The organism is uncultured Sphingomonas sp. (genome assembly GCF_964237335.1).
Classification (GTDB): Bacteria; Pseudomonadota; Alphaproteobacteria; order Sphingomonadales; family Sphingomonadaceae; genus Sphingomonas.
In genome coordinates this window covers 1-24,703 of the sequence record NZ_CAXSHM010000028.1, presented here as the reverse complement: position 1 = coordinate 24,703, position 24,703 = coordinate 1, and the positions used below count along the sequence as shown (strand labels likewise).

Annotated in this window: 20 protein-coding genes; 9 read left to right on the top strand and 11 right to left on the bottom strand. The window is 68.0% G+C overall.

Translation table 11 applies throughout. The features are described from left to right. Positions 1-21: 21 nt before the first annotated feature. The 5 genes from ACFE65_RS13245 to ACFE65_RS13225 form a co-directional block, all read right to left on the bottom strand. A complete protein-coding gene (locus tag ACFE65_RS13245; RefSeq protein WP_375382838.1) occupies positions 22-1,437 on the bottom strand; it encodes an NAD(P)H-dependent flavin oxidoreductase in 1,416 nt (471 codons plus the stop codon). 191 nt (positions 1,438-1,628) lie between these two features. Further along, the gene (locus ACFE65_RS13240; RefSeq protein WP_375382837.1) at positions 1,629-2,765 is read right to left on the bottom strand and encodes a glycosyltransferase family 4 protein; all 1,137 of its coding nucleotides are present in this window, start codon (positions 2,763-2,765) and stop codon (positions 1,629-1,631) included. 150 nt (positions 2,766-2,915) lie between these two features. Next, positions 2,916-3,965 (bottom strand): acetamidase/formamidase family protein, encoded by a 1,050-nt coding sequence (locus ACFE65_RS13235; protein ID WP_375382836.1) that lies wholly within the window; start codon positions 3,963-3,965, stop codon positions 2,916-2,918. A gap of 208 nt (positions 3,966-4,173) precedes the next feature. Next, positions 4,174-5,610 (bottom strand): DUF1501 domain-containing protein, encoded by a 1,437-nt coding sequence (locus ACFE65_RS13230; protein ID WP_375382835.1) that lies wholly within the window; start codon positions 5,608-5,610, stop codon positions 4,174-4,176. Between the two features lie 160 nt (positions 5,611-5,770). Continuing rightward, positions 5,771-7,501, bottom strand: coding sequence for a DUF1800 family protein (locus tag ACFE65_RS13225; protein ID WP_375382834.1), 1,731 nt, complete (start codon positions 7,499-7,501; stop codon positions 5,771-5,773). A 228-nt stretch (positions 7,502-7,729) separates the two neighbouring features. Here ACFE65_RS13225 and ACFE65_RS13220 point away from each other — a divergent pair, with 228 nt between their 5' ends. Then, positions 7,730-9,757 (top strand): alpha/beta fold hydrolase, encoded by a 2,028-nt coding sequence (locus ACFE65_RS13220; RefSeq protein WP_375382833.1) that lies wholly within the window; start codon positions 7,730-7,732, stop codon positions 9,755-9,757. A 12-nt stretch (positions 9,758-9,769) separates the two neighbouring features. On the opposite strand, the gene ACFE65_RS13215 is transcribed toward ACFE65_RS13220, so the two are convergent. Together ACFE65_RS13215 and ACFE65_RS13210 are read right to left on the bottom strand one after the other, a co-directional pair. Then, positions 9,770-10,294 (bottom strand): ferritin-like domain-containing protein, encoded by a 525-nt coding sequence (locus tag ACFE65_RS13215; protein WP_375382832.1) that lies wholly within the window; start codon positions 10,292-10,294, stop codon positions 9,770-9,772. Positions 10,295-10,402: 108 nt separating this feature from the next. After that, a complete protein-coding gene (locus ACFE65_RS13210; protein WP_375382853.1) occupies positions 10,403-10,801 on the bottom strand; it encodes a winged helix-turn-helix transcriptional regulator in 399 nt (132 codons plus the stop codon). Between the two features lie 82 nt (positions 10,802-10,883). Between ACFE65_RS13210 and ACFE65_RS13205 the strand changes: the two genes are divergently transcribed. Further along, entirely contained in the window at positions 10,884-11,633 is a 750-nt protein-coding gene (locus ACFE65_RS13205) for an SDR family NAD(P)-dependent oxidoreductase (RefSeq protein ID WP_375382831.1), read from the top strand. A gap of 77 nt (positions 11,634-11,710) precedes the next feature. On the opposite strand, the gene ACFE65_RS13200 is transcribed toward ACFE65_RS13205, so the two are convergent. Continuing rightward, positions 11,711-12,079 carry a winged helix-turn-helix transcriptional regulator gene (locus ACFE65_RS13200; RefSeq protein WP_375382830.1) on the bottom strand — a complete coding sequence of 123 codons (369 nt, stop codon included), beginning with the start codon at positions 12,077-12,079 and terminating at the stop codon, positions 11,711-11,713. Between the two features lie 101 nt (positions 12,080-12,180). Between ACFE65_RS13200 and ACFE65_RS13195 the strand changes: the two genes are divergently transcribed. After that, positions 12,181-13,311: an NADH:flavin oxidoreductase gene (locus ACFE65_RS13195; RefSeq protein WP_375382829.1), complete on the top strand. Its 1,131-nt coding sequence runs from the start codon at positions 12,181-12,183 to the stop codon at positions 13,309-13,311. A 550-nt stretch (positions 13,312-13,861) separates the two neighbouring features. Here the strand turns inward: ACFE65_RS13195 and ACFE65_RS13190 are convergent. Both ACFE65_RS13190 and ACFE65_RS13185 read right to left on the bottom strand, forming a co-directional pair. After that, a complete protein-coding gene (locus tag ACFE65_RS13190) occupies positions 13,862-14,398 on the bottom strand; it encodes an SRPBCC domain-containing protein (protein ID WP_375382828.1) in 537 nt (178 codons plus the stop codon). Further along, positions 14,395-15,051, bottom strand: a complete 657-nt coding sequence (locus ACFE65_RS13185) for a TetR/AcrR family transcriptional regulator (RefSeq protein WP_375382827.1) — start codon at positions 15,049-15,051, stop codon at positions 14,395-14,397. The genes ACFE65_RS13190 and ACFE65_RS13185 overlap by 4 nt, the downstream gene beginning before the upstream one ends. 57 nt (positions 15,052-15,108) lie before the next feature. On the opposite strand from ACFE65_RS13185, the gene ACFE65_RS13180 reads away from it, so the two are divergent. The 3 genes from ACFE65_RS13180 to ACFE65_RS13170 all read left to right on the top strand — a co-directional run bounded on the left by ACFE65_RS13180 (position 15,109) and on the right by ACFE65_RS13170 (position 19,202). Continuing rightward, positions 15,109-16,029 carry a ketopantoate reductase family protein gene (locus ACFE65_RS13180; RefSeq protein ID WP_375382852.1) on the top strand — a complete coding sequence of 307 codons (921 nt, stop codon included), beginning with the start codon at positions 15,109-15,111 and terminating at the stop codon, positions 16,027-16,029. A gap of 249 nt (positions 16,030-16,278) precedes the next feature. Then, positions 16,279-18,951, top strand: a complete 2,673-nt coding sequence (gene acnA, locus ACFE65_RS13175; protein WP_375382826.1) for an aconitate hydratase AcnA — start codon at positions 16,279-16,281, stop codon at positions 18,949-18,951. A gap of 2 nt (positions 18,952-18,953) precedes the next feature. Continuing rightward, a complete protein-coding gene (locus ACFE65_RS13170; protein WP_375382825.1) occupies positions 18,954-19,202 on the top strand; it encodes a hypothetical protein in 249 nt (82 codons plus the stop codon). 71 nt (positions 19,203-19,273) lie between these two features. Here ACFE65_RS13170 and ACFE65_RS13165 read toward each other — a convergent pair whose 3' ends face one another. Continuing rightward, positions 19,274-20,680 (bottom strand): amino acid permease, encoded by a 1,407-nt coding sequence (locus tag ACFE65_RS13165; RefSeq protein WP_375382824.1) that lies wholly within the window; start codon positions 20,678-20,680, stop codon positions 19,274-19,276. A gap of 462 nt (positions 20,681-21,142) precedes the next feature. On the opposite strand from ACFE65_RS13165, the gene ACFE65_RS13160 reads away from it, so the two are divergent. The 3 genes from ACFE65_RS13160 to ACFE65_RS13150 all read left to right on the top strand — a co-directional run bounded on the left by ACFE65_RS13160 (position 21,143) and on the right by ACFE65_RS13150 (position 24,550). Continuing rightward, positions 21,143-22,075 (top strand): glycosyltransferase family 2 protein, encoded by a 933-nt coding sequence (locus ACFE65_RS13160; protein ID WP_375382823.1) that lies wholly within the window; start codon positions 21,143-21,145, stop codon positions 22,073-22,075. Continuing rightward, positions 22,072-22,884 (top strand): glycosyltransferase family A protein, encoded by an 813-nt coding sequence (locus tag ACFE65_RS13155; protein ID WP_375382822.1) that lies wholly within the window; start codon positions 22,072-22,074, stop codon positions 22,882-22,884. Before ACFE65_RS13160 ends, ACFE65_RS13155 begins: the two co-directional genes overlap by 4 nt. A gap of 124 nt (positions 22,885-23,008) precedes the next feature. Continuing rightward, complete coding sequence (locus ACFE65_RS13150) at positions 23,009-24,550, top strand: protease pro-enzyme activation domain-containing protein (protein WP_375382821.1); 1,542 nt, start codon at positions 23,009-23,011, stop codon at positions 24,548-24,550. The last annotated feature ends 153 nt before the right edge of the window (positions 24,551-24,703 follow it).

Below are 24,703 nucleotides of genomic sequence, written 5' to 3'. Positions count from 1 at the left end.
GCAACCTGTAACCGCGCGTCGTCAATCCCCCGTCCGGATACGCTCCACCAACTGACCGACCGTCGGCACGAAGCCGTTGGAGTAGAAGGGATCGCGCTTGAACTCATAAGCCGAATGGCCCGCGAACATCAGGTTCTGCTCCACGTCGCCGCCGTGCGCGATGTCCTGCAGCGTCTTCTGGATGCAGAACGAGCGCGGGTCGGCGAGCCGCCCGGTCGAGTTGGTCTCCGTGTCCGCCCAGCTCGAGAACAGGCACTGCGACAGGCAGCCCATGCAGTCGGCCTGGTCCTTCCTGATCTCGCCCTTCTCGGCCGGCGTCACGAACACCAGCGTGTTGTCCGGCGTCTTCAGCGCGTCGGTATAGCCGGCCCCGAACCAGCTACGGGCCCGCTGCAGGTCGCCTAGCGTAACCCAGAAGTTCTTGCCCTTCACGCCCACGTCGAGCTGATAGGTGTGGTCGCCCGCTTCTTGCGTCGAGAAGGCGATCTGCCGCTCCGACCGCGCCTCGAGCGCGCGCAGGAACGGGTTGCGCACCGCCGATGAATAGAAGCCGGTCGGCGAGAACCGGTGCAGCAGCACCTCGCCCTCCTCGACCGTGGTCAGCCGCTGCTTCCAGGCGTCGGGGATCGGGCTCTCGCGCGTCAGCAGCGGGCGGGTGCCGAACTGGAACGCGATCTGACCGAGCTCCGGATTATCGATCCAGTTTTCCCAGTCGCGCAGATACCAGACGCCGCCCGCCATCACGATCGGCACGTCGTCGGACAGGCCACCCTCGCGCATCGTGTCGCGCAGCGCCTTCACGCGCGGATACGGGTCCTGCGGCACGAGCGGGTCCTCCGCGTTGGACAGGCCGTTGTGCCCGCCCGCCAGCCACGGGTCCTCGTACACCACCGCGCCCAGCAGCTCCGACACCTTGGAATAGGCGCGCTTCCACAACGCGCGGAACGCGCGCGCGGACGACACGATCGGCAGGTAGTTGACGTTGTACGACGCCGCGATCTCGGAGAGCTTGTACGGCATCCCCGCGCCGCAGGTGACGCCGGCGACCAGGCCGCGGGTACGCTCCAGCACGCCTTCCAGCACCCGCTGCGCGCCGCCCATCTCCCACAGCACGTTGATGTTGATCGCGCCCCGAAGACCGCTGGCGCCGCCCGCGATGTCCCATGCGCGGCGCACCTGCTCGACGGCGCCGTCGATCGCGTACTGGACCAGCTCGTCGTGCCGCTCGCGCCGGGTAAGCGCGCGATAGATCTGGGGGATGATCCGGCCGTCGGGATCATAGCTGTCGGCGTTGACCGCCGACACGGTGCCGATCCCGCCCGCCGCTGCCCAGGCGCCGGCGGAGGCATGGTTGGTCGCCGCCACGCCCTTGCCGCCCTCGATCAGCGGCCAGACCTCGCGCCCGGCGTAACTGATCGGCCTGATACCCTTGAACACTGGACGCTTTGCCTTTTCACGGTTTGTCGGCCGCTATAGCGGATCGGCGCGGGCTTGCGAGGGAAATTGGGTGGGCGTTGCTGGTCGCCTAGCCTCCCGTCACCCCGGCCTTGAGCCGGGGCCCCGCTTCTTGGACTGCGCAAAAAGTAGCGGGACCCCGGGTCAAGCCCGGGGTGACGAAAAGACGTGGCTTACCCCAACACTCCCGGCCGCCGCATTGCCCCCTCGTACAGCGCCTTGTACCGCGCGATCATCAGCCCCTCGTCATACTCTGCCCGCGCCTTGGCCTGGTTCGCCGCGCCTACCCGCGCGCGCAGGTCCGGATCGTTCGCCAGCGCCTGCATCGCGTCGCGCAGCTCCACCTCGCTCGCATATTGGGTGACGAACGGCAGGTTCTCGGCCGCCACCATCTTCGCCACATCCCCCACCGGCAACGACGCGACCGGCAGGCCCGCCGCCATCGCCTCCACCACCGAGATCGGGAACTGCTCCGACCGCGACGAGACCGCCAGCAGGTCGAAATGGCGAATGAACCAATAGGGCCGCTCCAGATGGCCGGGCATGACCAATTGATTGCCCAGCCCCATCGCCATCGCCGCCTGCTTGATCGTCGCCCGCTCCGGCCCCTCGCCGACGATCACCAGCCGCACCCGCCCCGACAGGCCGCCGGCGGCGCGCACCAGCGCGGGCAGGTCCTTCACTGCACGCAAGCCCGCGAGCGCGCCGATCACGATCTCCTTGGGGCGACGCTCGAACCCCGGGATCGCACCGACACGCGGCGGCTCGGCGTAAAGCGCGGTGGCGATGCCGTTGACGATGCGGTGGACCCGCGCGCGCGGCTGGCGCCACGTCTTCAGCGCGATCGTCTCCAGCGTCTCCGACGGTACCGCGAGCGCATCCGCGGCGGACAGCGCGATCCGGCGGTAGAGGTTGCGCTCGCGCTTGAGACCATCCGCCTCGTCCTCGTTGAAGCCGTCTTCGTGGTGCACGAGCGGCGGCGCGTTCTTCCCGAACACGCGCCGCGCCATCACGCCGTCGATCGCGCCCCAATTGTACGTCAGCACTAAGTCGTAGCCGCGCATGTACCGCGCGATCGCCTCGTAGCGCGCGACCGACGGCTTGCCGGTCAGCGGCGGCGGGTCCTGCGCTATCTCATACTTGATCCCCTGCGCGATCCGCTCGCGCGCGCCGAGCTGGTCGGGGATGCCGGACACGATCCTGTGCGTGGCCGCCGAGCCCCACGCATTCATCAACCGAACCGCCCGCGCCTCCTTGCCGCCCAAGGCGAAGGTGGAGTGGAGGTGGAGGATGCGGATGGGGGCGGGCATGGGCGGCTTTTAGAGCGATCCGATCCTATCCGTCACCCCGGACCCATCCTTCCGTTTACCCTGAGCTTGTCGAAGGGCTGTACTTCTGACTGCTGGTGGCAAGAAAGGACAGTGCTTCGACAAGCTCAGCATGGACGGAAGAAGGGTGCGTCAGCGCCGGGCTGACGGCGTCGTCGCGAACACCGCCTTCGGCAGCACCACGTGCACCCCCTTGTTGCGGTCCACCAGCTCGGTCACCTCGACGTCGCCGGCAACGCTGACCAGCATGTAGGCATCGTCCCGCGTCATGCCTTTTTGCGCCACCAGGAAGTCGATCATCCCGCGCACCGCCTTGCGCGCGGCGTTGGACAGGTCCTCGTCGAAGCCCATCGCGATGTAGGCGGTCGGCGTCTCGGCGCGGGGGTACACGGCCTCGCCCGCCCCGCTGCCCTTCTTGTGGAGGATCAGCTGCAGCTTGCCGACGAGCGACGTCTCCAGCGCGGTGATGTCGACCTCGCCATTGCCCTGCGCGGCGTGGCCGTCGCCCACCTCCAGCAGCGCGCCCGGCGCATGGACGGGGAAGAACATCGTCGTCCCCGCGACGAGCGCGCGATCGTCCATGTTGCCGCCGCCGACGTTGGGCGGGGTCGAGTCGTACCGGCCGAACGCAGGCGGCGGCGCGACGCCCATGCTGCCGAAGAACGGGTGCAGCGCCACCTCGACGCCCGGCGCGACCTGACCGACCATCCGGCGCCGGTCGAGCGGCACGATCTTGATCCGCCGGTACGGGAAGTCGTCGGGCAGGAAGCCGGTCGTCGGCCCGAACGCGTTGTACGCATAGGGGATGGCGAGATCGATGCGGAGGATCCGCACCTCCAGCGTGTCGCCCGGCTCCGCGCCTTCGACGGCGATCGGCCCGGTCAGGATATGCCCGCCCGGTCCGCGCTGATCTGCCGGCACGCCCGCGAACACCGCGCGCAAGCTCGCCTCGACCTGTTCCGGCGGCAGCCCCGCATGCTCCAGACCAATGGGGCTGTTGGTCAGCAGCGTATGGACCGTCACCGTGTCACCCGACCGCACGGTGAGAACCGGCTTGGCCGCAGCGTCGTAATGCCCCCAGGCGACGGTGGCAGGCGTGGCGGGCAGATCATGGTCCTCCGCCCGCGCCGCGCCCGTACCCGCCAGCATCAACGCCGCCGCCATCCATGTCCGTGCCGCCATCGCATGTTCCCCGCATCGTGCGAGGGCCAGCGTAGCGGCTGCGAGCGTGAGATCAACGGTCGCGGGACAAGGCCTCTCACCGTCCGTCACCCCGGGCTCGACCCGGGGTCCCGCTGCCTTGCGATGGAGGGAAGAAGCGGGACCGCGGATCAGGTCCGGGGTGACGGAGATTTAACCGAACCGATCGACCAAGCCACGCACCCGCCCCTCACACGAACCCCAGGTTCCACGTCGACGGAGTGTAATTCCCCATGTTGGGCAGCACCGTCGTCATGTCTCCCGTCCCCACGCCGAACCAGCTCGCCAGCGTCGAGGCATATTGGTCCACCGACGTCGTCGGCACCAGCCGGCCCTGGCCGACGTCGTCCGCCGTGCCGTTGCCGATCGCGGGCGCGGTGCCATAGAGGCGCTGGCCCTTCACCGCGCCGCCCGTCACGAAGTGCATCGATCCCCAGCCGTGATCCGCGCCGCTGGTGTTGCTCGTCAGCGTGCGGCCGAAGTCGCTGGCGGTGAAGGCGGTCACCTTGTCGGCGACGCCCAGCGCGGCGGTGGTGTCGTAGAACGCCTTCATCGCGGTCGCGACCAATCCGATCTGCACCGGGTGCGCGGCGGCCAGGTTCTCGTGCATGTCGAACCCGCCGAGGCTGACGAAGAACACCTGTCGCTTGGCGCCGAGATCGGCCGAGACCGAGATCATCCGCGCGACGATCTTCAACTGGTCCGCCAGGCTGTTGTTCGCCGGGAACAGGTTGAAGTTCGCCGCCGGCGCATTGCCGAGCGCGGCCGTCACCTGCGCATAGGTGTCGAGCGCGCGCTTCGCGACCACGGCATGCTCGTTGCCCATGACGTGGCCGTTGCCGCTGGTCATCAGGCTGCGCAGCGTCGAGACGGCGGCGCTCGACCCGAACACGCTGCCGCCGTTGCCGAGCAGCGGGACCGGGCCGCCCGCGCCGATCGAATATTGCACCGCCGTCTTGCCGGTCAGGTACACCGCATTGCCGCTCGCGTTGATGCACGTCAGCGTCGACGATCCGTTGCCCGACTCCAGCAGGTCGCCGATCCGCCCACCCCAGCCCGACGTCGCGCCCTCGGGGTTGCTCGCCTGGAAATAGCTCTGCTGGTCGTTGTGGCTGAACAATTTGGGCGGCAGCTTGACCGAGTTCGCCGTATATTGCGCCTTGGTGGTAGGCTGGACGAGCGTGCCCAGGTTCATCACCGCCGCCATCTTGCCCTGGGCGAACAGCGGCAGCAGCGGCTGCATCGCCGGCGCCAGCGCATATTGCCGCGCGCCCGCTAGCGCCGTCACCGGATTGAGCAGCCCGGGCGCAAGCTGGTCGCGGGTCAGCGCGATGTTGGCGCGCGCCGCCTGATACGCCGAATAGCTCGCCTGGTCATAGGGCGTCAGCGTGTTGGCGTGATCGTTGCCGCCGTACAGGAACACGCACACCAGCGCCTTGTAGTCGCTCGCAGTGGCCGCCGCCGCCTCGCCGATCGCGGCGAGCGACGAGACGAACGGCGTCGCGACGCCGGCGATGCCCAGCGCGGCCGATCGGCGGAGGAAGGCGCGGCGCGAGGCGTCGACCGGCGCCGCACGATCGAGGCCGAGCGTGCGATAGGGATCGGGTGATCGGTCTTCGTCACACATCGCGCGGCTCCTGGTTCATCAATCGATAAACCCGTTCACCCTGAGCTTGTCGAAGGGCTGCCGTCTTCTTTGCACGCAAGGGAGAAGGGCAGTGCTTCGACGAGCTCAGCATGAACGGAAGAATAGGGGCGGTCCTTCCCGATGACCGGCAAAGCAGGCATTACCGCACCGTCAGATAATCCGGCGACGCCATCGCCAGCAGGATGGCGATGCCGACGCGGTTGACGGGGCCGTTGGTCGCGGTCGTGGCCACGCTGTCCACCGCCGTCCTGATCGACGCCACCGTCGCCGCCGATAGTTGCCCGGCCGCGAGCACCACGTTCACCTCGTCCACCAGCGCGCCGCTGTCGGAGGCCTTGGCGAGGATCGCGGTATAATCCGCCTTCACGTCGCCGGTGCCGCCGGCGATCAGCGATTGCAGATAGTTGACGGTGCCGACCACCGTCTGCTCGTTGGTGATCTGGAACTCGGGCGCGACGAGGCCGGCCGCGGCGATCGACGTGTTGGGCGGCGTATATTCCGGGCGGAAGAAGTTGAAGACGGTCTGGCTGCGGCCGGGCGACTGGCCGAGCCGGGTGGCGGCGCTGGACGTGTCGCCGATCGCCCACGCGTTCGACGGCGACGCCGCGCCATAGGCGCGCGCCCAGCCGGTCAGCCGCGTGATCGGCTCGCGCAGCTTGCCTCCTGTGGTGGTCGCCAGCGACGCGTCGGACCGTGCCTCGGTGTCGAGCAGGGTCGCCTTCAGCACCGCCTGCATATCGCCGCGCACGCCCTTGCCGTTGTCCGCGAACACGCCCGCGACGCGCGCGACATAGGCGCCCGACGGGTTGGACGAGACGAGCCGCTGGATGATCTGCTTCGACACGAACGGCGGCATGTTGGGGTGCGCGAAGATCGCGTCGAGCGCCGTGTTCACCGCCGCCATCCCGCCGCCCGAAACGCTGGTTCCCAGGAAGGTCGCCGCGCCCGTCTCGTTGATCGAGGCGTTCATCACCAGCGGCTGGCGGTACACGGCGGGCGTCGTGGTGTCCGAACCGGCGAGCGACAGCCCGGTGAACACGCGCGCCAGCCCCGACACGTCCGCCTGCGTATAGGTCTCGACCGGCGTCGCGCCGCCGACGGGCGTGCCGTCCATGTTGAGCTTGTAGAGCCCCAGCGTGAAGAGCTGCATCAGTTCGCGCGCGTAATTCTCGTCGGGTTGTGATCCCGTCGCCGCGTTCGCCTTGCGGTTGCCCAGGAACGTCAGGAACGATCCCATGCCTGCGTTGGTGGTGATCGCGCCCAGCAGCGTGCGGAAATTGCCGAACGCCCCGTCCATCAGCACGTCGAGATAGGCGGCGGCGGCGAACGCGCGCCAGTTGCCGCTGATGCCGTCGATCCCCACGACCAGCATGTCGAGCAGCGCCATGCCGACGCGCTGGCGAAGCTGGTCGGGCTCGGCGATCAGCTGCCGCCAGACGGTCGCGTCGTAGCCAGCCTCGGAGGTGATGTTCGCGGCGGCGTCATAGCCATTGGCGATCAGCCAGTCCCAGTGGCTCGTCGCGCGCGCCATCGCGAACTGGGCGTTGATCCACGACTCATATCCGCTCGCGACGACCGCATCGACGGTCGCGCGCGTGCCGCCCATCGTCGCCTGGGTGAGGAAGCGGCTGGCCTGCGCGGGGGCGATCGCGACGGCGGCGACGGTGATGGCCGGCGCCGCGCCCGGCGGCGCCGCCGTGCCGCCGTCCGACCCGCAGGCGGCGAGCGCCAGCGCAGAGCCGAGCGCCGCGACAGCGCCCAAGCCGCCCGGCACGACGACCGGCGGCGTGTGCTCATCGATCCTGGCACCGTCCCTGGCGCCGGCCTCGTCTGCCAGCCCGGTCGCCGACAATCGAGTGTCGTCCAGCATCCCCATGCCCCCTGCCACGATGCCGCCGCATCGCTTTACCGGGAAGAGTACGGCAGCACGTACGGCATAACTACCAGACGAGCCGCCAAACCCGACCAGCCGTTCCGCTGAAGCGGCAGGCGACGCGTCAAAACGATTATTCCCGGGAACTTACGCAGGTCAGGCATTATCGCGCTTTGACTGGAGCCGGGTCGGCGTTAGTCATGCCCGTACAAAGGGGGGACCTTCATGATCGTATCTCGCGTCGCGCTGGCGACGGCGTTCGGCTGCCTGATGGCCGGTCAGGTAGAGGCCGCACCCGACGCCGCTACCGTCTCCGCGGCCCCCCTATCCGCAACGGAAGCGGCGCAACGGTTCGGCGCGCGCGAGGATGTGCGCCAGGTCAGCCTGTCGCCCAGCGGCAAGCGGATCGTGGTGCTCCGCTCCGCCAAGGGTGCGGGCAGCGTCGTCTACGTCTACGATCTCTCCGACACGGCCGCTCCCAAGGTGGTGTTGACGTCCACCGGCCGTCCCGACCAAGTGCTCGGCTGTGCCTGGTCGACGGACACGCGGCTGCTGTGCCAGACCACCACCACGGCGTCGCTGGACGGCCAGCTGCTCGGGTTCAGCCGCATGCTGACGGTCAACGCCGACGGGAGCGGTCTGAAGGAACTGAGCACGGAGCGCGGGTCCAACGACCTGTCCTTCAGCCAGTCGGGCGGCGAGGTGATCGACTGGCTGGACGACGGCACGGGCGCGGTACTGGTCACGCGCGCGGCGTCCGAGCGATCCACGACCGGTACGCTCCTGCCGGGCGGGCGGTCGGGCATCGAGGTCGATCGGGTGGACACCACCAGCCTGCAGCGCCGCCTGGTCGAGCCACCGGTGGCGAGCGCGACCGACTATTTCTCGGACGGCCACGGCATTGTCCGCGTCATGGGCGTCGCCTCCGCGAACGACACCGGCTATCTGTCAGGCCGCCTGTCCTATCGCTATCGCCGCGCCGGCGATCGCGCCTGGCAGCCGTTGTCGACCGTCACGATTACACCCACCGGCGACAAGGGATTCGAGCCGCAGGCGGTGGATCGCGACCTGAACGTCGTCTACGGCTTCGACGATGCCGGCGGCCGCGCGGGGCTGTATCGCGTATCGCTCGACGGCAGCCTGAAACGCGAGCTGGTCGTGTCCAACCCCCGCGTCGACGTGGACGAGCTGCTGACGATCGGGCGCCAGCACCGCGTGGTGGGTGCGAGCTTCGCGACCGACAAGCGCGAGACGGTGTTCTTCGATCCGGCGCTGAAGGCGCTCGGCGCATCGCTTGGACGCGCGCTGCCGAACGCGCCGATCGTGGACTTCGTTGATGCAAGCGCGGACGAGAAGCAGCTCGTGCTGTTCGCCGGATCGGACAGCGACCCCGGCCGCTTCTACCTCTACGACAAGCCGACGCGCAAACTCGCCGAAATCATGGCGGTGCGCCCGCAACTCGCGGGCGTGAAGCTCGCCAGCGTGCGGCCGATCACCTTCAAGGCCGCCGACGGCACCGACATCCCTGGTTATCTCACGCTGCCACCGGGCAGTGATGGCCCCGATGGCGGACGGGGCCTGCCGGCGATCGTGATGCCGCACGGCGGGCCGGAGGCGCGCGATTACTGGGGCTTCGACTGGCTGTCGCAGTTCTTCGCCAACCGCGGCTATGCCGTGCTGCAGCCCAATTACCGCGGCTCCACAGGCTATGGCTCGCAGTTCTTCCAGAAGAACGGATTCCAGTCGTGGCGCACCGCGATCGGCGACGTCAACGACGCCGGTCGCTACCTGTTGTCGTCGGGCATCGCCGCGCCGGGCAAGATCGCGATCTTCGGCTGGTCCTATGGCGGCTATGCGGCGCTGCAATCGTCGGTGCTGGACCCCGACCTGTTCAAGGCGATCGTCGCGGTCGCGCCCGTCACCGACCTTGAAACCCTAAGAGCCGAGCGGCGCGACTATGCAGATTTCCGGATCAACGACGCGCGGATCGGCCACGGGCCCGAGGTACGTGCCGGCAGCCCTGCACAGAACGCAGACCGGATCAAGGCGCCGGTGCTGATCTTCCACGCCGACAAGGACCAGAATGTCGGCATCGGCGAGTCGCGCCTCATGGCCGCCCGGCTGAGGTCCGCGGGCAAGAAGGTGGAGCTCGTCGAGTACAAGGGCCTGACGCACCAGCTCGACGACGCCGAGGTGCGCGCCGACATGCTCGCGAAGTCGGACGCGTTCCTGCGGCAGTCGCTGGGGCTTTGACCCTTCCCCCCCTCAAACCTTCGCGGCGGAAGCGCCCTCGCCCGCGTAGAGCGCGGCGTAGCGGCGGGTGATGCGCGGCAACGCGTCGCCGATCCACGTCGCCATGGCCTCCTCCTCCTTCAGCGACTGGGTCAGGAGCGGCGTCGCCTGCGCGTATCCGCCGTCCTCCGCCATCGTGAGGAGCGACATGTAGCCGGCCATCTCGAAATGCTCGAAGGCGTAGTTGGCGAAGCTGTTCTTCAGGATCTCGTCGCCGGCGGGCGCGTGCATCAGCGCGGCCATGCTGCCCGAGAAGCCGAGCGCGACGTCCTTCAGCCCCGACCCGCTGGTGCCGAACCCCGCCAGCAGCTCGTCAAGCCGGGCAATCTGGTGGTTCGTCTCCTCGGCATGGAGCCGCAGCCGATCGGCGACCTCCGGATAGTGCTCGATACGCGCGATCTGCGGCGACATGATCGCCAGCGCCTGCTTCTCGACGGCATGCTGGTTGGTCAGGCCGGTGACGAACAGGTCGCGCAGGCTGTCGGATGAAGTGGCCATGGGATGTTCCTTCACGTTGACGCGTCACGCCCGAACGATCGCGCGGTGGTTCTGCCCCCGCCAGGACGGGTTCGGCCGCCCGAAACGGCTCGACGCACGTCAAAAGCGTCACGCCATAGGCGTCGCCGGAACGGCGTTGTTCCCCGCAGTGCCGACCGGGGCTGACACGGCATGCATGGCCTCCGTCACCTGTCGGCGATGTTCCGTTCCCCATTCGCACAGCGGCATCAGTGCGTGCACCAGGGTCGTGCCCAACGGCGTCAAGGAATAGTCGACCATCGGCGGCACCCGCTGATGGTCGCGCCGGACCAGCACGCCCACGGCCACCAACTCACGCAGCTGCTGGATCAGCACCTTCTCGCTGATGCCGCCGACCAGCCGCTTCACCTCCGCGAACCGCCGCGGACCGGACTGGAGATGATACAGGATGAGCGGCTTCCACTTGCCGCCGACGACCGCCAGCGAAACGTCGAGACCGCAGACAGGCGCGCCACCATCCATCATCATATCGTACACTTACCTCCAGGTAGGTACTACACTTCGTGAAAGCGCCTGTCCATGTCACCCTCATCAGAACGAGGAGATGAAGATGGGCAAGCTCGACGGTAAGGTCGCGGTCCTCACCGGTGGCAACAGCGGCATCGGACTGGCGACCGCCAAGCGGTTCGCGCGCGAGGGCGCACGCGTGTTCCTGACCGGGCGACGGCAGGCGGAACTGGACGCGGCGGTCGCCGAGATCGGCGGCGATGCGCGCGGCGTGCAGGGGGACATCTCCAGCCTCGCCGACCTCGACCGGCTCTACGACATCGTCCGGCAGGAGGCCGGCCGGATCGACGTCCTGTTCGCCAACGCCGGGTCCGGGGAGCTCTGCACGCTGGACGGCATGACCGAAGAGCATTTCGACCGCACCTTCGCGACCAACGTCAAGGGCACGCTGTTCACCGTGCAAAAGGCGCTGCCGCTCCTCAGCGACGGCGCGTCGGTGATCCTGACGGGATCGACCGCGGCGACCAAGGGGGTGCCCGCGTTCAGCGTGTATTCCGCCAGCAAGGCAGCGATCCGCAGCTTTGCGAGAGGCTGGATCGTGGAACTGTCGCCACGGCGGATCCGCGTCAATGTGGTCGTTCCCGGCCCGATCGCGACCCCGGGTGCGCGTGGACTGTCCAAGACCGATGAGGAGCAGGCGGCGTTCGAGACGTTCCTCAAGGGTGTGACGCCGCTTGCGCGCATCGCCGATCCCGACGAGGTCGCGGCCGCCGTCCTGTTCCTCGCCTCGGACGAAAGCAGCTTCGTCACCGGCGGCGAGATATTCGTCGACGGCGGCCAGGCTCAGATCTAGTCGCCATGATCGGGATGCGTGTCGGGAAACGATGCCGATCGGTCGTGGGGAGAGACCTGCGCAAGGATGGCCCGGTCTCACGCTGCAAGGGCGCGCTGATCGAAGCTCGCGCGTGCGCTCTCCACGGCGGCGAAGTAACGCACGGTCCAGGCGTACAGCGCCTTGAACGGGTCCTGCAGCGAGCGCCCGAGTTCGGTGATCTCATATTCGACCGCGACGGGCGACACCGGGATGACGCGGCGGGACACTAGGCCATTGCGTTCCAGCCGGCGCAGGCATTGCGTCAACGCCTTTTGGGACACGCCTTCCAACAGGCGCTTGATGGCGTTGAACCGCAAAGGCCCGCCGTCGAGCACGGTCAGCACCATCATCGACCATTTGTCGGCGATCTGGTCGAACAGCAGCCGACTGGGACAGTCCACGGCGAAGCGCTGGGATGCGGTCATGCTGGTTCCCTCGAAGATACCTAGGCGCGACGAAGTGCTTTATTGACGCCAGGTTTCTTCGATATACCTAGTTCGGCTCTGGATCAACGGAGCCGACACCCATGACCGCAACCGCTACCGCCACCGCTACCGACGCGCTGTTCCGCCCCCTTCGCGTGGGCACGATGGACCTGCCCAACCGCATCGTCATGGCCCCAATGACGCGGACGTTTGCGCCCGAAGGCATACCCGGCGCGTCCAATGCCGCTTACTACCGGCGGCGCGCGGAGGGCGGCGTCGGCCTGATCCTGTCCGAAGGCACGGTGATCGATCGTCCGGCGTCCCGCAACGAGCCCGGCATCCCGTTCTTCCACGGCGATGCGGCGCTGGCCGGATGGAAGCAGGTCGTGGACGCCGTGCACGATGCCGGCGGCCGGATGGGGCCGCAGATCTGGCACACCGGATCGACCCGCGGCATGAGCGGATGGGAACCCGACGCTCCGGTCGAGAGCCCGTCCGGCCTGCTCGGGCCGGACATCCCCCGCGGCGAGGCGATGAGCGAGGAGGCGATCGCCGACACGGTGGCGGCCTTCGCCAGGGCCGCCGCGGCCGCGAAAGCGCTCGGGTTCGACACGGTCGAGCTGCACGGCGCGCACGGCTATCTGATCGACCAGTTCTTCTGGTCCGGCACCAATCGCCGCGCCGACCGCTACGGCGGCGCCTCCCTTCGCGAGCGGTCGCGGTTCGCGGCCGAGGTCGTGGGGGCGGTCCGTGCGGCGATCGGCCCCGACTTCCCGCTTATCCTGCGCGTCAGCCAGTGGAAGCAGCAGGATTACGGCGCCCGGCTGGCGGAGACGCCGGACCTCATGGCCGACTGGCTCCTGCCGCTGGTCGCGGCCGGCGCCAACGTGCTGCACTGCTCGCAGCGGCGCTTCTGGGAGCCGGAGTTCCCGGAGATCGACGGCGAGGACGGGCTGAACTTTGCCGGCTGGGCGAAGAAGGTGACGGGCGCCACGACGATCAGCGTCGGCTCGGTCGGTCTGTCGGGCGACTTCATGGCCGCGTTCGGCGGGGAGTCCTCGACCAGCGTCGGCCTGGACCGGCTCGTCGGCCGCATGGAACGCGACGAGTTCGACCTGATCGCGGTCGGACGCGCGCTCATCAGCGATCCGCACTGGGTCGCCAAGGTCCGCGCCGGCGAGGCCGATGCGCTCAAGGGGTTCGAGCCGGCAGCGCTTGGCGAGTTGGTCTGAGAGGTATCCGAGTTTGGACGAGGGCCGCGGTCCCGTGTGGATCGCGGCTTGTTCTTACGCCACCGCTTTGGGCTTGATGTGGGTGTCAGACAGGATCAATAATGGGGAGGGCGGCACGTCGATCTTCATCGGCGGAACGTGGTGGTTAGCGGACGTTGGCCGCGAGCCACCGGACCGTCCTAACCAAAGCACGGATCCCATACAGTCCATTGTACCAAGCGCGAGCATCAAGCCGACCAAATACGCCGGCACAAGTGCCTCCACCTCGATCAAGTCCCCGTTCAGACCGACGACGCAAATGATCGCGACGAAGAGCGGGCCAATACCAAAGAGAGCAAGTTCAAGACCGATCCTTCTCACCGGCGGGAACTTAGACGGCCGGCATTATTTACACAACCGGCGCTTCTTGTCAGATTAGACTTCACGACAAAGATCCAGTCTTAGAAGGCCTATGAGAGGGAAAGGCCGCTCGGTAAACGACGTCCGGGAGGCTAGGGCTGAGGGCACTGGCGGGCGAGTGCGACTGCAAGCCGGCACGGCGCCCGGCGCATCAGCGGCGTTCAGCCAACTCCTTCAGCGCGCGCAGCCATTCGCCATGGCATTTCAGCAGCGTCTTGCGGGTACGGCCGCCGATCAGCGCAAGCAGCAGACCCTTCTGCGCCTCTTCGGTCACGACGCGGCATCCGCCCGGCAGCGGCGTTATATGCCAGGCGTGCGCGCCGCTGGTGCCGGCCGGCCCCTTGGCCGACCAGACGAGCAGGCGCGCCGGATCGAACGTGTCGATCCGGGGCTCGAAATAGAAGCCCAGGGTCTTGAAACGGAAGCTCGCGTCCGGACCGAGCAGCGGCCCGCCGCTCAGCATCGACACGTCGGAACAACGCACATACCAGCTTGGCCAGGCCTGACAGTCGATCAGCAACGACCAGATCTTCTCGGGCGTGGCCGCGATCTCGATCGAGTTCTGCGCGAAGACCCTCGATGAACCAGGCGTATGTCCCTCCGGCCAGACGATCCCTGGATCGGGCGTGAACCCCGCGATCCGTTTCGTCGCCGGTAGCCGACCTCGTTGCGCCGTGTTGTCCGTCATTCCATCGGCCTTTCGATCGTTCCCAACTGCATCAGCAGATCATCGAGCATGGTCTGCAGACGTTCCGGATCATCCTGGGCGGAGCCGAAGAAGGCGCCGTCGAGCACCAGCGTCGTGAAACCATGGACCATCGACCAGCAGGCGATCGTCGGGGCCAGCGTCCGATCATCGGGCCGAGCATCGACCGCATCCGCCGCATCGACGCCCCTGATCGTCCGATCGGTTATCTCGAAGGCGCGGCGAGCGGCGGCGAGATGGTCCGGGTCGTCCATGTCGAGGATCGTCTTGCGCCACATCAGCCGGAACAGCATCGGCTTGGCGAGCGCGAACGCGAGATAGGCGTGGCATCGGCGGACGATGGTGGATCGCCGGTCCGGTCCCGTCGCGGCTTCGATCGCATCGCCGAACTCGACGAACCCGACCGTCGCGATCGCCGTCAAAAGCCCACGCGCGTCGCCGAAATGGTGCGCGGGAGCGGCCGGCGAAACGCCGGCCCGCCGCGCCGCTGCGCGCAGCGAGAAGCCGTCCAGTCCCTTTTCTTCGATGACCTCACGCCCGGCCGCGATCAGGGCCGATCGCAAGTCGCCGTGATGATAGGCGCGGGGATGGTCGGTGCGCGCTTCCATGTTGACGATGTCCAGTTCAGCGCTCACAAGCCGTCTTAACAGCGTCAAGACGAGGATGGAAGGGTGCCGGGATCGAGCGTGAGCATGACTGGCCCCGCGGCACCCAAGCCGCTGCACATCGCGGTCGTGGGCGCGGGACAGATCGGCAGCACCTTCGCCTTCCAGCTTGCTCGAGCGGGCGGGCATGAGGTGACGGTGGTCGCCCGGCCCGGGTCGCCACGGCTGGCGCAGCTGCGGCGCGATGGCGGCATCGTCACCCGGAAAGGCGATCGTGCTGCCGTGCGGGTTCTCGATGCCCTGGACGAAAGCACCTCCTACGACCTCGTCATCGTGACGCTCATGGCGCATCAGGTCGATGCTGTGCTGCCGGCGCTGAGGCAAAGCCGCGCCGAGTGCGTGCAGTTCATGTTCAACGTTTTCGAGCCAGAGCGGTTGGCGGCGGCGGTCGGCACCGAACGGTGCTCGTTCGGCATGCCGTTCGTACAGGCGAGGCTCGATGCGGACGGGCGGCTCGATCCGGTCATCGGTGCCGGCGGTCAGAAGACGCTGATGGGCCGCCAGCGCTGGGTCGACGTATTCGCCGCAGCCGGGCTCCCGGCTGCACTGGAGCCCGACATGCCGCTGTGGCTGCGCTGCCACGCACCGCTGTGCGTCGCCTTCGAGAGCGTGTCGGTCAGCGGCGAGCGCCGAAGTGGAGGCGTGTCCTGGAGCGAGGCATCGATCCTCGCGCGCGGTTTGAAGGCATGTTTCAGCTTGATCGAGGAGCAGGGCTCGGTCGTCTATCCCCGATCGAAACGGCTGATGTACCGCTCCCCGACGGCGGGCGTGGCCGCCATGCTCTTGGGCCTATCGCGCATACGATCGTTTCGCGAGCTCCTGGCCACCGGAGAAGCCGAATGCTGCGCTCTGGTCGATGACATGGTCGGGGCGGCGACGTCCTCGAACCGGCTCGACCTGGCGAGATCGATCGCAGCGATGAAGCCGGTGAACAGCGCGTTGAAGTGATCTGAGCGAGAGTCTACCGCGCATATCCGGCTGGTAGCGACTTTTGAAGACCGATCGTTGTTTCGTGGCGGCGGTCTTCATCATCGCTGATAAACGATGATGACGGTCGATCCGAACCCTTCCCGCACCCAGCCCCCACCCCTTCCCCCGCCCCGCCCCCGTTGCTAAGGCCCTCCGCAATCATCGCCTTCGCCGTCGTCGCCAGGTTCCGCCTCGCGCGCGTTCGGCCCGCTCCAGGAGAGTTGCCCCATGACCGCCATCGGCCACGACACGCTGAACACCCGCTCCACGCTCACTGCCGGCGGCAAGTCGTACGATTATTACTCGCTCGACAAGGCGGCGGCGGCGCTGGGTGACGTGTCGCGGCTGCCCTTCTCGATGAAGGTGCTGCTGGAGAACCTGCTCCGGTTCGAGGACGGCAAGACGGTCACCGTCACCGACATCCAGTCGCTGATCGACTGGCAGGATGATCCCGTCGCCCCCAACCGCGAGATCCAGTATCGCCCCGCGCGCGTGCTGATGCAGGATTTCACCGGCGTGCCGTGCGTCGTCGATCTGGCGGCGATGCGCGACGCGATCACCAAATTGGGCGGCGATCCGGCGAAGATCAATCCGCAGGTGCCCGTCCACCTCGTCATCGACCACAGCGTGATGGTCGACGAGTTCGGTACGCCGCAGGCGGCCGAGCAGAACGTCGACCTGGAGTATCAGCGCAACATCGAGCGCTACGAGTTCCTGAAATGGGGATCGAAGGCGCTCGACAATTTCCAGGTCGTGCCGCCGGGCACTGGCATCTGCCACCAGGTGAACCTCGAATATATCGGCCAGGCAGTGTGGTCGTCCGCGAATGACGGCGCGATGATCGCCTACCCCGACACGCTGGTCGGCACCGACAGCCACACCACGATGATCAACGGGCTGGGCGTGCTCGGATGGGGCGTCGGCGGGATCGAGGCGGAGGCGGCGATGCTAGGCCAGCCGGTGTCGATGCTGATCCCCGAGGTGGTCGGCTTCAAGCTGACGGGCGCGCTGAACGAGGGCATCACCGCGACCGATCTGGTGCTGACCGTCACGCAGATGCTGCGCGCGCGGGGCGTCGTCGGCCGGTTCGTGGAATTCTATGGTCCCGGGCTCGATCACATGACGCTCGCCGATCGCGCGACGATCGCCAACATGGCGCCCGAATATGGCGCGACGTGCGGCTTCTTCCCGATCGACGACAAGACGCTCGACTACATGCGGCTGACCGCGCGCTCGGCGGACGCGATCGCGCTGACCGAGGCCTATGCCAAGGCGCAGGGGCTCTGGCGCCATGCGGACGCGGCCGATCCCGTGTTCACTGACACGCTGGAGCTCGACATGAGCACGGTGGTGCCGTCGCTCGCCGGCCCCAAGCGGCCGCAGGACAAGGTGTCGTTGAACAAGGTGGACGAGGTGTTCAACGGCGACCTCCACAAGGTCTACATGAAGGAATGCGCGGTGCGCGCGCCGGTCGAGGGGCGTGACCATGACATCGGCGACGGCGACGTGGTGATCGCGGCGATCACGTCGTGCACCAACACCTCCAACCCGTCGGTGCTGGTCGCCGCCGGGCTGGTGGCGCGTAAGGCCAACGCGCTGGGGCTGAAACCCAAGCCGTGGGTCAAGACGTCGCTTGCGCCGGGCAGCCAGGTGGTGACCGACTATCTCGACAAGGCGGGGCTGACGACCGACCTGAACGCGCTGGGCTTCAACCTCGTCGGCTATGGCTGCACGACGTGCATCGGCAATTCGGGTCCGCTCGCCGCGCCGATCTCGGCGGCAATCAACGAGAACGATCTGGTCGCCGCGTCGGTGCTGTCGGGCAACCGCAATTTCGAGGGCCGGGTGTCGGCGGACGTGCGTGCCAACTTCCTCGCCTCGCCGCCGCTCGTCGTCGCCTATGCGCTCAAGGGCACGGTGACGCAGGACATGGTGACGACGCCGATCGGCCAGGGCAGCGACGGCGTCGACGTGTACCTCAAGGACATCTGGCCATCCAACGCGGAGGTCGCGTCCGTGATGGCCGCCAACATCGATTCAGGGATGTTCGAGAACCGATACGGCAACGTCTATCAGGGCGATCGCCACTGGTCGGGCATCCAGGTCGAGGGATCGGACACCTACGGCTGGCGTGCCGGCAGCACCTACATCGCCAACCCGCCGTATTTCGACGGCATGGAGATGACGCCCGCGCCGGTCGCCGACATCATCGACGCCCGCCCGCTCGCGATCCTGGGCGATTCGATCACGACCGACCACATTAGCCCGGCAGGATCGATCAAGGCGGACAGCCCCGCCGGCCGCTGGCTGAGCGATCGGCAGGTCAGCCGGGCGGACTTCAACAGCTATGGCGCGCGGCGTGGCAACGACAATGTCATGGTGCGCGGCACCTTCGCCAACATCCGCATCCGCAACGAGATGGTGCCCGGCGTCGAAGGCGGCATGACCGCCTATCACGGCGAGACGATGCCGATCTACGACGCGGCCATGCGCTTCAAGGAGGACGGTACGCCGCTGGTGATCGTCGCGGGCAAGGAATACGGCACCGGATCGTCGCGCGACTGGGCCGCGAAGGGCACCAACCTGCTGGGCGTCCGCGCGGTGATCGCCGAGAGCTTCGAGCGCATCCACCGTTCCAACCTCGTCGGCATGGGCGTGCTGCCGCTGCAGTTCCCGGCGGACATCGATCGCAAGTCGCTGGCCCTCAACGGTTCGGAGACGTTCACGATCAACGACGTCGCCGGCATCCGTCCACGCCAGGACGTGGAGGTGCTGCTTACCCGCGCCGACGGCACCGCCGAGACGTTCGTCGCGCGCTGCCGGATCGATACCGTCAACGAGCTCGAGTACTTCCTAAACGGCGGCATCCTGCATTACGTGCTGCGCAAGCTGGCTGCTTGAGCGTGGCGGTAGAGCAGGACCTCGCCGACCTGCAGGCGCAGATCGTCGCGCTCAGGCTGGCGGTAGAGGGGGCGTGGCTGTCGCTCCTGTCGCCGTCCCCGGACCCAACCGGCGACGCGCGCCGGCTGGGCGAGCAGAACGCGGCCGCCATCTCGGTCAGCTCGATGCGAGCAGCCCGGCGGCCGAGGCGACACGGGCGGCGGTTCTCCATCACACGGAACAACTCTGGGGCAGTATCGCCTGGCAGCTAGATGGTTCGGGTAAGGTGCAGACCAGGGACGCCTGACCGGCTCGGCGCCAGATCGCGCCGCCCGGTCGGCGCTTACTGTCCTGAACCAAGCGTTGCCCGTCGGCGTCCGTACAGCAAATAGACCACCAGCCCGACGCCGTTCCAGCCGACGAAGGCGATCTGCGTCACCGCCTGAAGGCTGGTGAACAGGTACAGGCAACCGGCGATGGCAGCGGGCGCGACGATCCGCGCGACCGGTACACGGAACGGCCGGTGCATCGTAGGATCGCGCCGGCGCATGACCAGCACGGACGCGGCCACCGCGATGAAGGCGCACAACGTGCCCGCGTTGGCGAGGCTGGCGATTACGTCGAGCGGCACCAGCGCGGCGACCACGGCGACCAGAGTCGCGGTCATGACGGTGATCCGGACCGGCACCCCCCGGCTCGACACGCGCGCGAGCGCAGCGGGCAGAAAGCCGTCGCGCGCCATGACCAGGAAGATGCGGCTCTGCCCGTACAGGAACGCCAGCAGCACGGTCGGCAGCGCCACCGCCGCCGCGGCCGCGACGATCGTCGCCACGCCCGGCCGGCCCAGCTCGCGCAGGATCAGCGCCAACGGCTCGGGGCTCGCGCCCAGCCGCACGAACGGGATCGCGCCGATCGCGGCCATGCCGACGAGCAGATAGATCAGCGTGCAGGCGAGCATCGAGCCGACGATGCCGATCGCGAGGTCGCGTTCCGGCCGCTTGGTCTCCTCCGCCGCGGTCGAGATCGCGTCGAAGCCATAGAAGGCGAAGAACACGATCGCCGCCGCGCCCATCATCCCGCGCTTGACGCCGTCCGGGCCGGCGACGCTGCCCAGGCCGAACGGCGCGAACGGATGGAGATTGGCCGCGTCGAACCGCGGCAGCGCGACCGCGACGAACAGCGTTAGCGTCGCGATCTTGAGGATCACCAGCGCCGCGTTGACCCGCGCGCTCTCGCGCGTGCCGAGCGTCAGCAGCCCGGCCACCGCAGCGATGATCGCCACCGCCGGCAGGTTGACGATCCCGCCCAGCGCGGGCCCTTGCGCGAACGCCGCCGGAACCATGATGCCCAGTCCCTTCAGGAACCCGACCGCATAGCCCGACCAGCCGACCGCGACCGTGGAGACGACGAGCGAGTATTCGAGGATCAGGCTCCACCCGACCACCCAGGCGATCACCTCGCCCAGCACCGCGTAGCTATAGGTATAGGCGCTGCCCGACGCCGGGATCGCGCTCGCCATCTCGGCATAGCAGAGCGCGGCGCAGGCGCAGATCGCGCCGGCGACCGTGAAGCTCAGCAGGACCGCCGGCCCCGCCCGATCCGCGCCGACGCCGATCAGCGTCAGGATGCCGGTGCCGACGATCGCGCCGACGCCGAGCGCGAGAAGGTGCGGCCAGGACAGGGTGCGGGCGAGTGCGTCGCCGTGCTGCCCGACGTCGATCGACTTGCGCCGCAGCAATCCGTTGCTCATCCCGATTCCCGCCTCCGACGTCACCGGACCTGTTCCGGAGTCCGGCGTCGTACGCGCCCGCCGTCGGCACGTATGCGGAACGCTGGACGCCGGAACAAGTCCGGGGGTGCTTATGGCGGATGGCAAGTGCAGTTACGCCCGCAGCTATGCGGACGCAGGTCTTGAGCGAGTGGTTGCACGCACTGCAGCGGCGACTGGCGCATGAGGGGACGGCCGAAAAGCAGCGACCAGGCCTGGTCGATCAAGGCCGATGGATGCCTTTTTAACGCAAACGCGCGTGTGTATTGGCGACCTAATACCGGCCATTTGTCAACCAGAATAGGGATATGACTGGGTCACTGGCACCTTGTAGCGTCGACTGAGTAGCGAGCGCCCGACCTTGATGCCTTCCATATCCGATCGCTCGTTCATCTCTTGATGCTCAACGGGTATGACCCTGCTGTACCTGCTCGGAGACCGATCATGCCTCGCGCTACCCTCGTCGCCACCATGCGGGACGAGGGACCCTTCATCCTCGAGTGGATCGCCTATCATCGCCTGATCGGCTTCGACGACATCCTGGTCTGCACCAACGACTGTGTCGACGCGTCACCTGCGCTGCTCGACGTTCTGCAGGAGCGTGGGCTCGTCCGCCATCTCCGTTGCACGCCGGCCGCGAACGAGAAGGCGCAGCTCGTCGCGTACAGGGAAGCGGAGCAGGTTCTGGCGGATGACTGGCCGGACCTGCTGATGGTGCTGGACGCCGACGAGTTCCTGAACATCCACGTCGGCGACGGACGGCTGCCCGCGCTTCTCGCAGCCGTACCCGGCGCGACGGCCTTCATGCTGAGCTGGCGCGTCTTCGGCAGCTCGGGCCATGGCCACTGGTCGCCCGAGCTGACCACGCGTCGGTTCACCCGCGCCGCCAAGCGCGAGAGCGGCGTCAACTGGTCGTACAAGACGCTCTTCACCAACCCGCAGGCCTATCATTGTCCGCTGCTTCCACACGGGCCAGGATTTGCGCGCGAGGAGCACGTCGACCACATCCGGCCCGTCGACGGCGCCGGCCGGCCGCTGCCGCGCCGTTATGCGCGATCGGAAGAGTTCCTGCAGAGCGAGCCGGGGACAGTCTCCTGGGCGCTCGCGCAGGTGAATCATTACAACACGCGCTCTTGGGCCGACTATCTCGCCAAGCACGCCCGCGGCGGCGGCCAGGGCCCGGAACGCTGGGCCCGGGACGAGAATTGGGCAGTCTTCGATCGCAACGAGGAGGAGGACCGGAGCATCCAGCGCTGGCTTCCCGCGCTCGACGCGCTGCTCGCGACATGGCTGACGGATGACGCCGTCCGCGTCGCGCTGGAGCGGTGCCGCATGCTTTACGCACGTCATGTCGCCGGGCTGGAGACGGCGGCATGAGCGAGCCCTTCACCTTCGGCATACCGCTGATCGCGCGCGCCGTCGCGGACGGCTGGCCGCTGGTCGAGCACCTCCTCGGCCTGACGCTGCGGTCGGTGCTCGCGCAGACGGACGCGGACTTCCACGTCGTCCTCGCCGCGCACGACGTGCCCATGCCATGGGCCGAGCTGGCGCGGGACGAGCGGTTCACGCTGCTCCGTGCCGACTGGCCGCCAGAGCCGGTGACCGCGGCGAACGACGACGGCGGCGTCAAAAAATGGCGGATCAAGCAGCATGTCCGCGCCGCCGGCGGCGGATTGCTGATGTTCCTGGACGCCGACGACTGGGTGTCCCGCGACCTCGTCGCCCGCGCCCGCGCGCAGATCACGGCGCACGATGTAGGGGCGATCGTCGCCGATGGCTTCGCGCTCGACTGGCGGAGCCGGCGCCTGGCTCGCTTTCCCGTCGCGGGCATGTCGACAGGGGCATTCCACGAGCTGTGCGGATCGAGCGCGATCGGCCGCGTCGTTCCGGGAAGCGACGATCCCATGCTGCTCGATCCCCACCTCACGCTTGGCTCGCACCACGAATGGCTGGACACCGCCGCCGCTCACGGGGTGACTCTCGCGCGCCTCGACGCGAGAGCCGTGTACATGGTCGGCACAGGTCAGAACCACTCCGAACGGGAGGGTCCGTTCGCCACCTGGCGACGCGAAGTCTCAGAGGCCGTTCGAAGGACGGGAACGCCGATCGACACGCCGATCGCGCACGAGTTCGGCCAAGACGGCACTTGGGCCGAGCGGCACGGGGCGCACCGGGCGATGTCGTAAGTCCCTTGGGGTCCGGACCGCACGGAGGAAGCGATGCCGGCCCTCCGTCCACTCTGCCGCAGGCGCCAGGCGTCGAACCTCTTCCGCGCACGTTGAGCGACTGCGAGCAACGAAAGGACACCTCATGCCCGAACCGCGTCAGACCCTCCCCGGCAGCGACCGTGCGGCGCACCACGACATGCGGGCTGCCGGTCGGGTCGCCGGCGGCGATCCGATCACCGTCAGCGTCTATCTTCGCCCGGAAAGCACCGGACCGGTCGCGGCCGAAGCACCGGCCGCCGTCCATTCGCGTGCGACGCTGCGGCAGGTCCGTGAGGAAGCGCAGGCGGCGAACATCGCCGCGGTCACCGCGTTCGCCGCCGCGGCCGGACTGGACGTGATCGAGGTCGATGCCGCGCAGCGTCGCATGCAGCTGCGTGGCTCGGCTTCGGCGATGGAGGCGGCGTTCGGAACGGAGCTTCATCATTATGAACGCGATGGAGCGAGCTACCGCGGGCGCGAAGGCACGCTCAGCCTCCCCGCCGACGTCGCGGAGCATGTCCTTGCCGTCCTGGGTCTCGACACCACACCGGTCGCTACGGCCAAGTTCGTGCCGCATCGCGGGACGACGCAGCCGACCGGGTTCCTGCCGACCGAGGTGGCGGCGCTTTATGGGCTTGGCAGCCGGCAGGCCGCTGGCCAGTGTATCGGGATCATCGAGCTCGGGGGCGGCTACACCGCCGCCGATAACACGGTCGCGTTCGAGGCAATGGATCTTCCGGTACCGGATATCGTCGCGATCGGGATCGGTGGCGCGGCCAACAACCCCGGTGACACCAGCGGCGCGAATGGCGAGGTGGCGCTCGACATCCAGGTGGCCGGCGGCGTCGCGCCGGGAGCCAGGCTGGCGATCTACTTCGCCCCGAACACCAGTCAGGGCTTCGCCGACGCGATCAGCCAGGCGGTGCACGACGAGACGAACAAGCCCTCGGTGCTGTCGATCAGCTGGGGCGGTCCGGAGAGCGGCTGGACCGGGCAGGCCATCGCGGCGATGTCGGCGGCGTTCCGCGATGCCGCGATGTTGGGCGTCACGGTCACCGCCGCATCGGGCGACTCGCTGGCGACCGACGGCGCGACCGATGGCAAGGCGCACGTCGACTATCCCGCCTCCGATCCGCTGGTCCTGGGCTGCGGGGGCACCCGCGTGACCGCCGCGGCCGGCAAGCGCCACGGGGAGACGGTCTGGAAGAGCAATGGCGGCGGTACCGGCGGCGGGGTCAGCGCCCTGTTCGCCAAGCCCGACTATCAGGCAAAGGCAAACGTGCCGGCAGCCGGGACTGCCAAGGGCGGCCGGGGCGTGCCCGATGTCGCCGGCGATGCCGATCCCGACAGCGGGTACCGCATCGTCACCGGCGGGAAGACCGGACTGATCGGCGGCACAAGCGCCGTGGCGCCGCTATGGGCGGCGATCGTCGCCGGCCTGAATGCCCACCGCAGTTCGCCGGTGGGGCAGATGCAGGCGGCGCTCTATGGCACGCCTGTTGCCTGTCACGACATTACCAAGGGCGACAACCGGTCGGGCGCTGTCGGCTATGACGCCGCAGGGGGCTGGGATCCCTGCACCGGCCTCGGCTCGCCGAACGGCCCGGAGATCGAGAAGCTGTTCGCTGTCACCGTGGCCGGGTAGCGGTTCCGGGAAGTCGATGATGCGGCTGACTTGACCCGGTGACGGACGTCAGGTGCGCCACGCCACCTCCCCAGCTTTGGGATACATTCAGGCCGTGGCTGTTGATTTCTGCTACGAGTTGACCCGGAGTTTTCGTTGAGGGGTGACCCGGTC

What these genes read in the sequence shown, in the direction of transcription:
- ACFE65_RS13240 (WP_375382837.1), bottom strand. Translation starts at nt 2,765, where the DNA reads ATGCCCGCCCCCATCCGCATCCTCCACCTCCACTCCACCTTCGCCTTG.
- ACFE65_RS13235 (WP_375382836.1), bottom strand. Translation starts at nt 3,965, where the DNA reads ATGGCGGCACGGACATGGATGGCGGCGGCGTTGATGCTGGCGGGTACG.
- ACFE65_RS13230 (WP_375382835.1), bottom strand. Translation starts at nt 5,610, where the DNA reads ATGTGTGACGAAGACCGATCACCCGATCCCTATCGCACGCTCGGCCTC.
- ACFE65_RS13225 (WP_375382834.1), bottom strand. Translation starts at nt 7,501, where the DNA reads ATGCTGGACGACACTCGATTGTCGGCGACCGGGCTGGCAGACGAGGCC.
- ACFE65_RS13220 (WP_375382833.1), top strand. Translation starts at nt 7,730, where the DNA reads ATGATCGTATCTCGCGTCGCGCTGGCGACGGCGTTCGGCTGCCTGATG.
- ACFE65_RS13215 (WP_375382832.1), bottom strand. Translation starts at nt 10,294, where the DNA reads ATGGCCACTTCATCCGACAGCCTGCGCGACCTGTTCGTCACCGGCCTG.
- ACFE65_RS13210 (WP_375382853.1), bottom strand. Translation starts at nt 10,801, where the DNA reads ATGATGATGGATGGTGGCGCGCCTGTCTGCGGTCTCGACGTTTCGCTG.
- ACFE65_RS13205 (WP_375382831.1), top strand. Translation starts at nt 10,884, where the DNA reads ATGGGCAAGCTCGACGGTAAGGTCGCGGTCCTCACCGGTGGCAACAGC.
- ACFE65_RS13200 (WP_375382830.1), bottom strand. Translation starts at nt 12,079, where the DNA reads ATGACCGCATCCCAGCGCTTCGCCGTGGACTGTCCCAGTCGGCTGCTG.
- ACFE65_RS13195 (WP_375382829.1), top strand. Translation starts at nt 12,181, where the DNA reads ATGACCGCAACCGCTACCGCCACCGCTACCGACGCGCTGTTCCGCCCC.
- ACFE65_RS13190 (WP_375382828.1), bottom strand. Translation starts at nt 14,398, where the DNA reads ATGACGGACAACACGGCGCAACGAGGTCGGCTACCGGCGACGAAACGG.
- ACFE65_RS13180 (WP_375382852.1), top strand. Translation starts at nt 15,109, where the DNA reads ATGACTGGCCCCGCGGCACCCAAGCCGCTGCACATCGCGGTCGTGGGC.
- acnA (WP_375382826.1), top strand. Translation starts at nt 16,279, where the DNA reads ATGACCGCCATCGGCCACGACACGCTGAACACCCGCTCCACGCTCACT.
- ACFE65_RS13165 (WP_375382824.1), bottom strand. Translation starts at nt 20,680, where the DNA reads ATGAGCAACGGATTGCTGCGGCGCAAGTCGATCGACGTCGGGCAGCAC.
- ACFE65_RS13160 (WP_375382823.1), top strand. Translation starts at nt 21,143, where the DNA reads ATGCCTCGCGCTACCCTCGTCGCCACCATGCGGGACGAGGGACCCTTC.
- ACFE65_RS13155 (WP_375382822.1), top strand. Translation starts at nt 22,072, where the DNA reads ATGAGCGAGCCCTTCACCTTCGGCATACCGCTGATCGCGCGCGCCGTC.
- ACFE65_RS13150 (WP_375382821.1), top strand. Translation starts at nt 23,009, where the DNA reads ATGCCCGAACCGCGTCAGACCCTCCCCGGCAGCGACCGTGCGGCGCAC.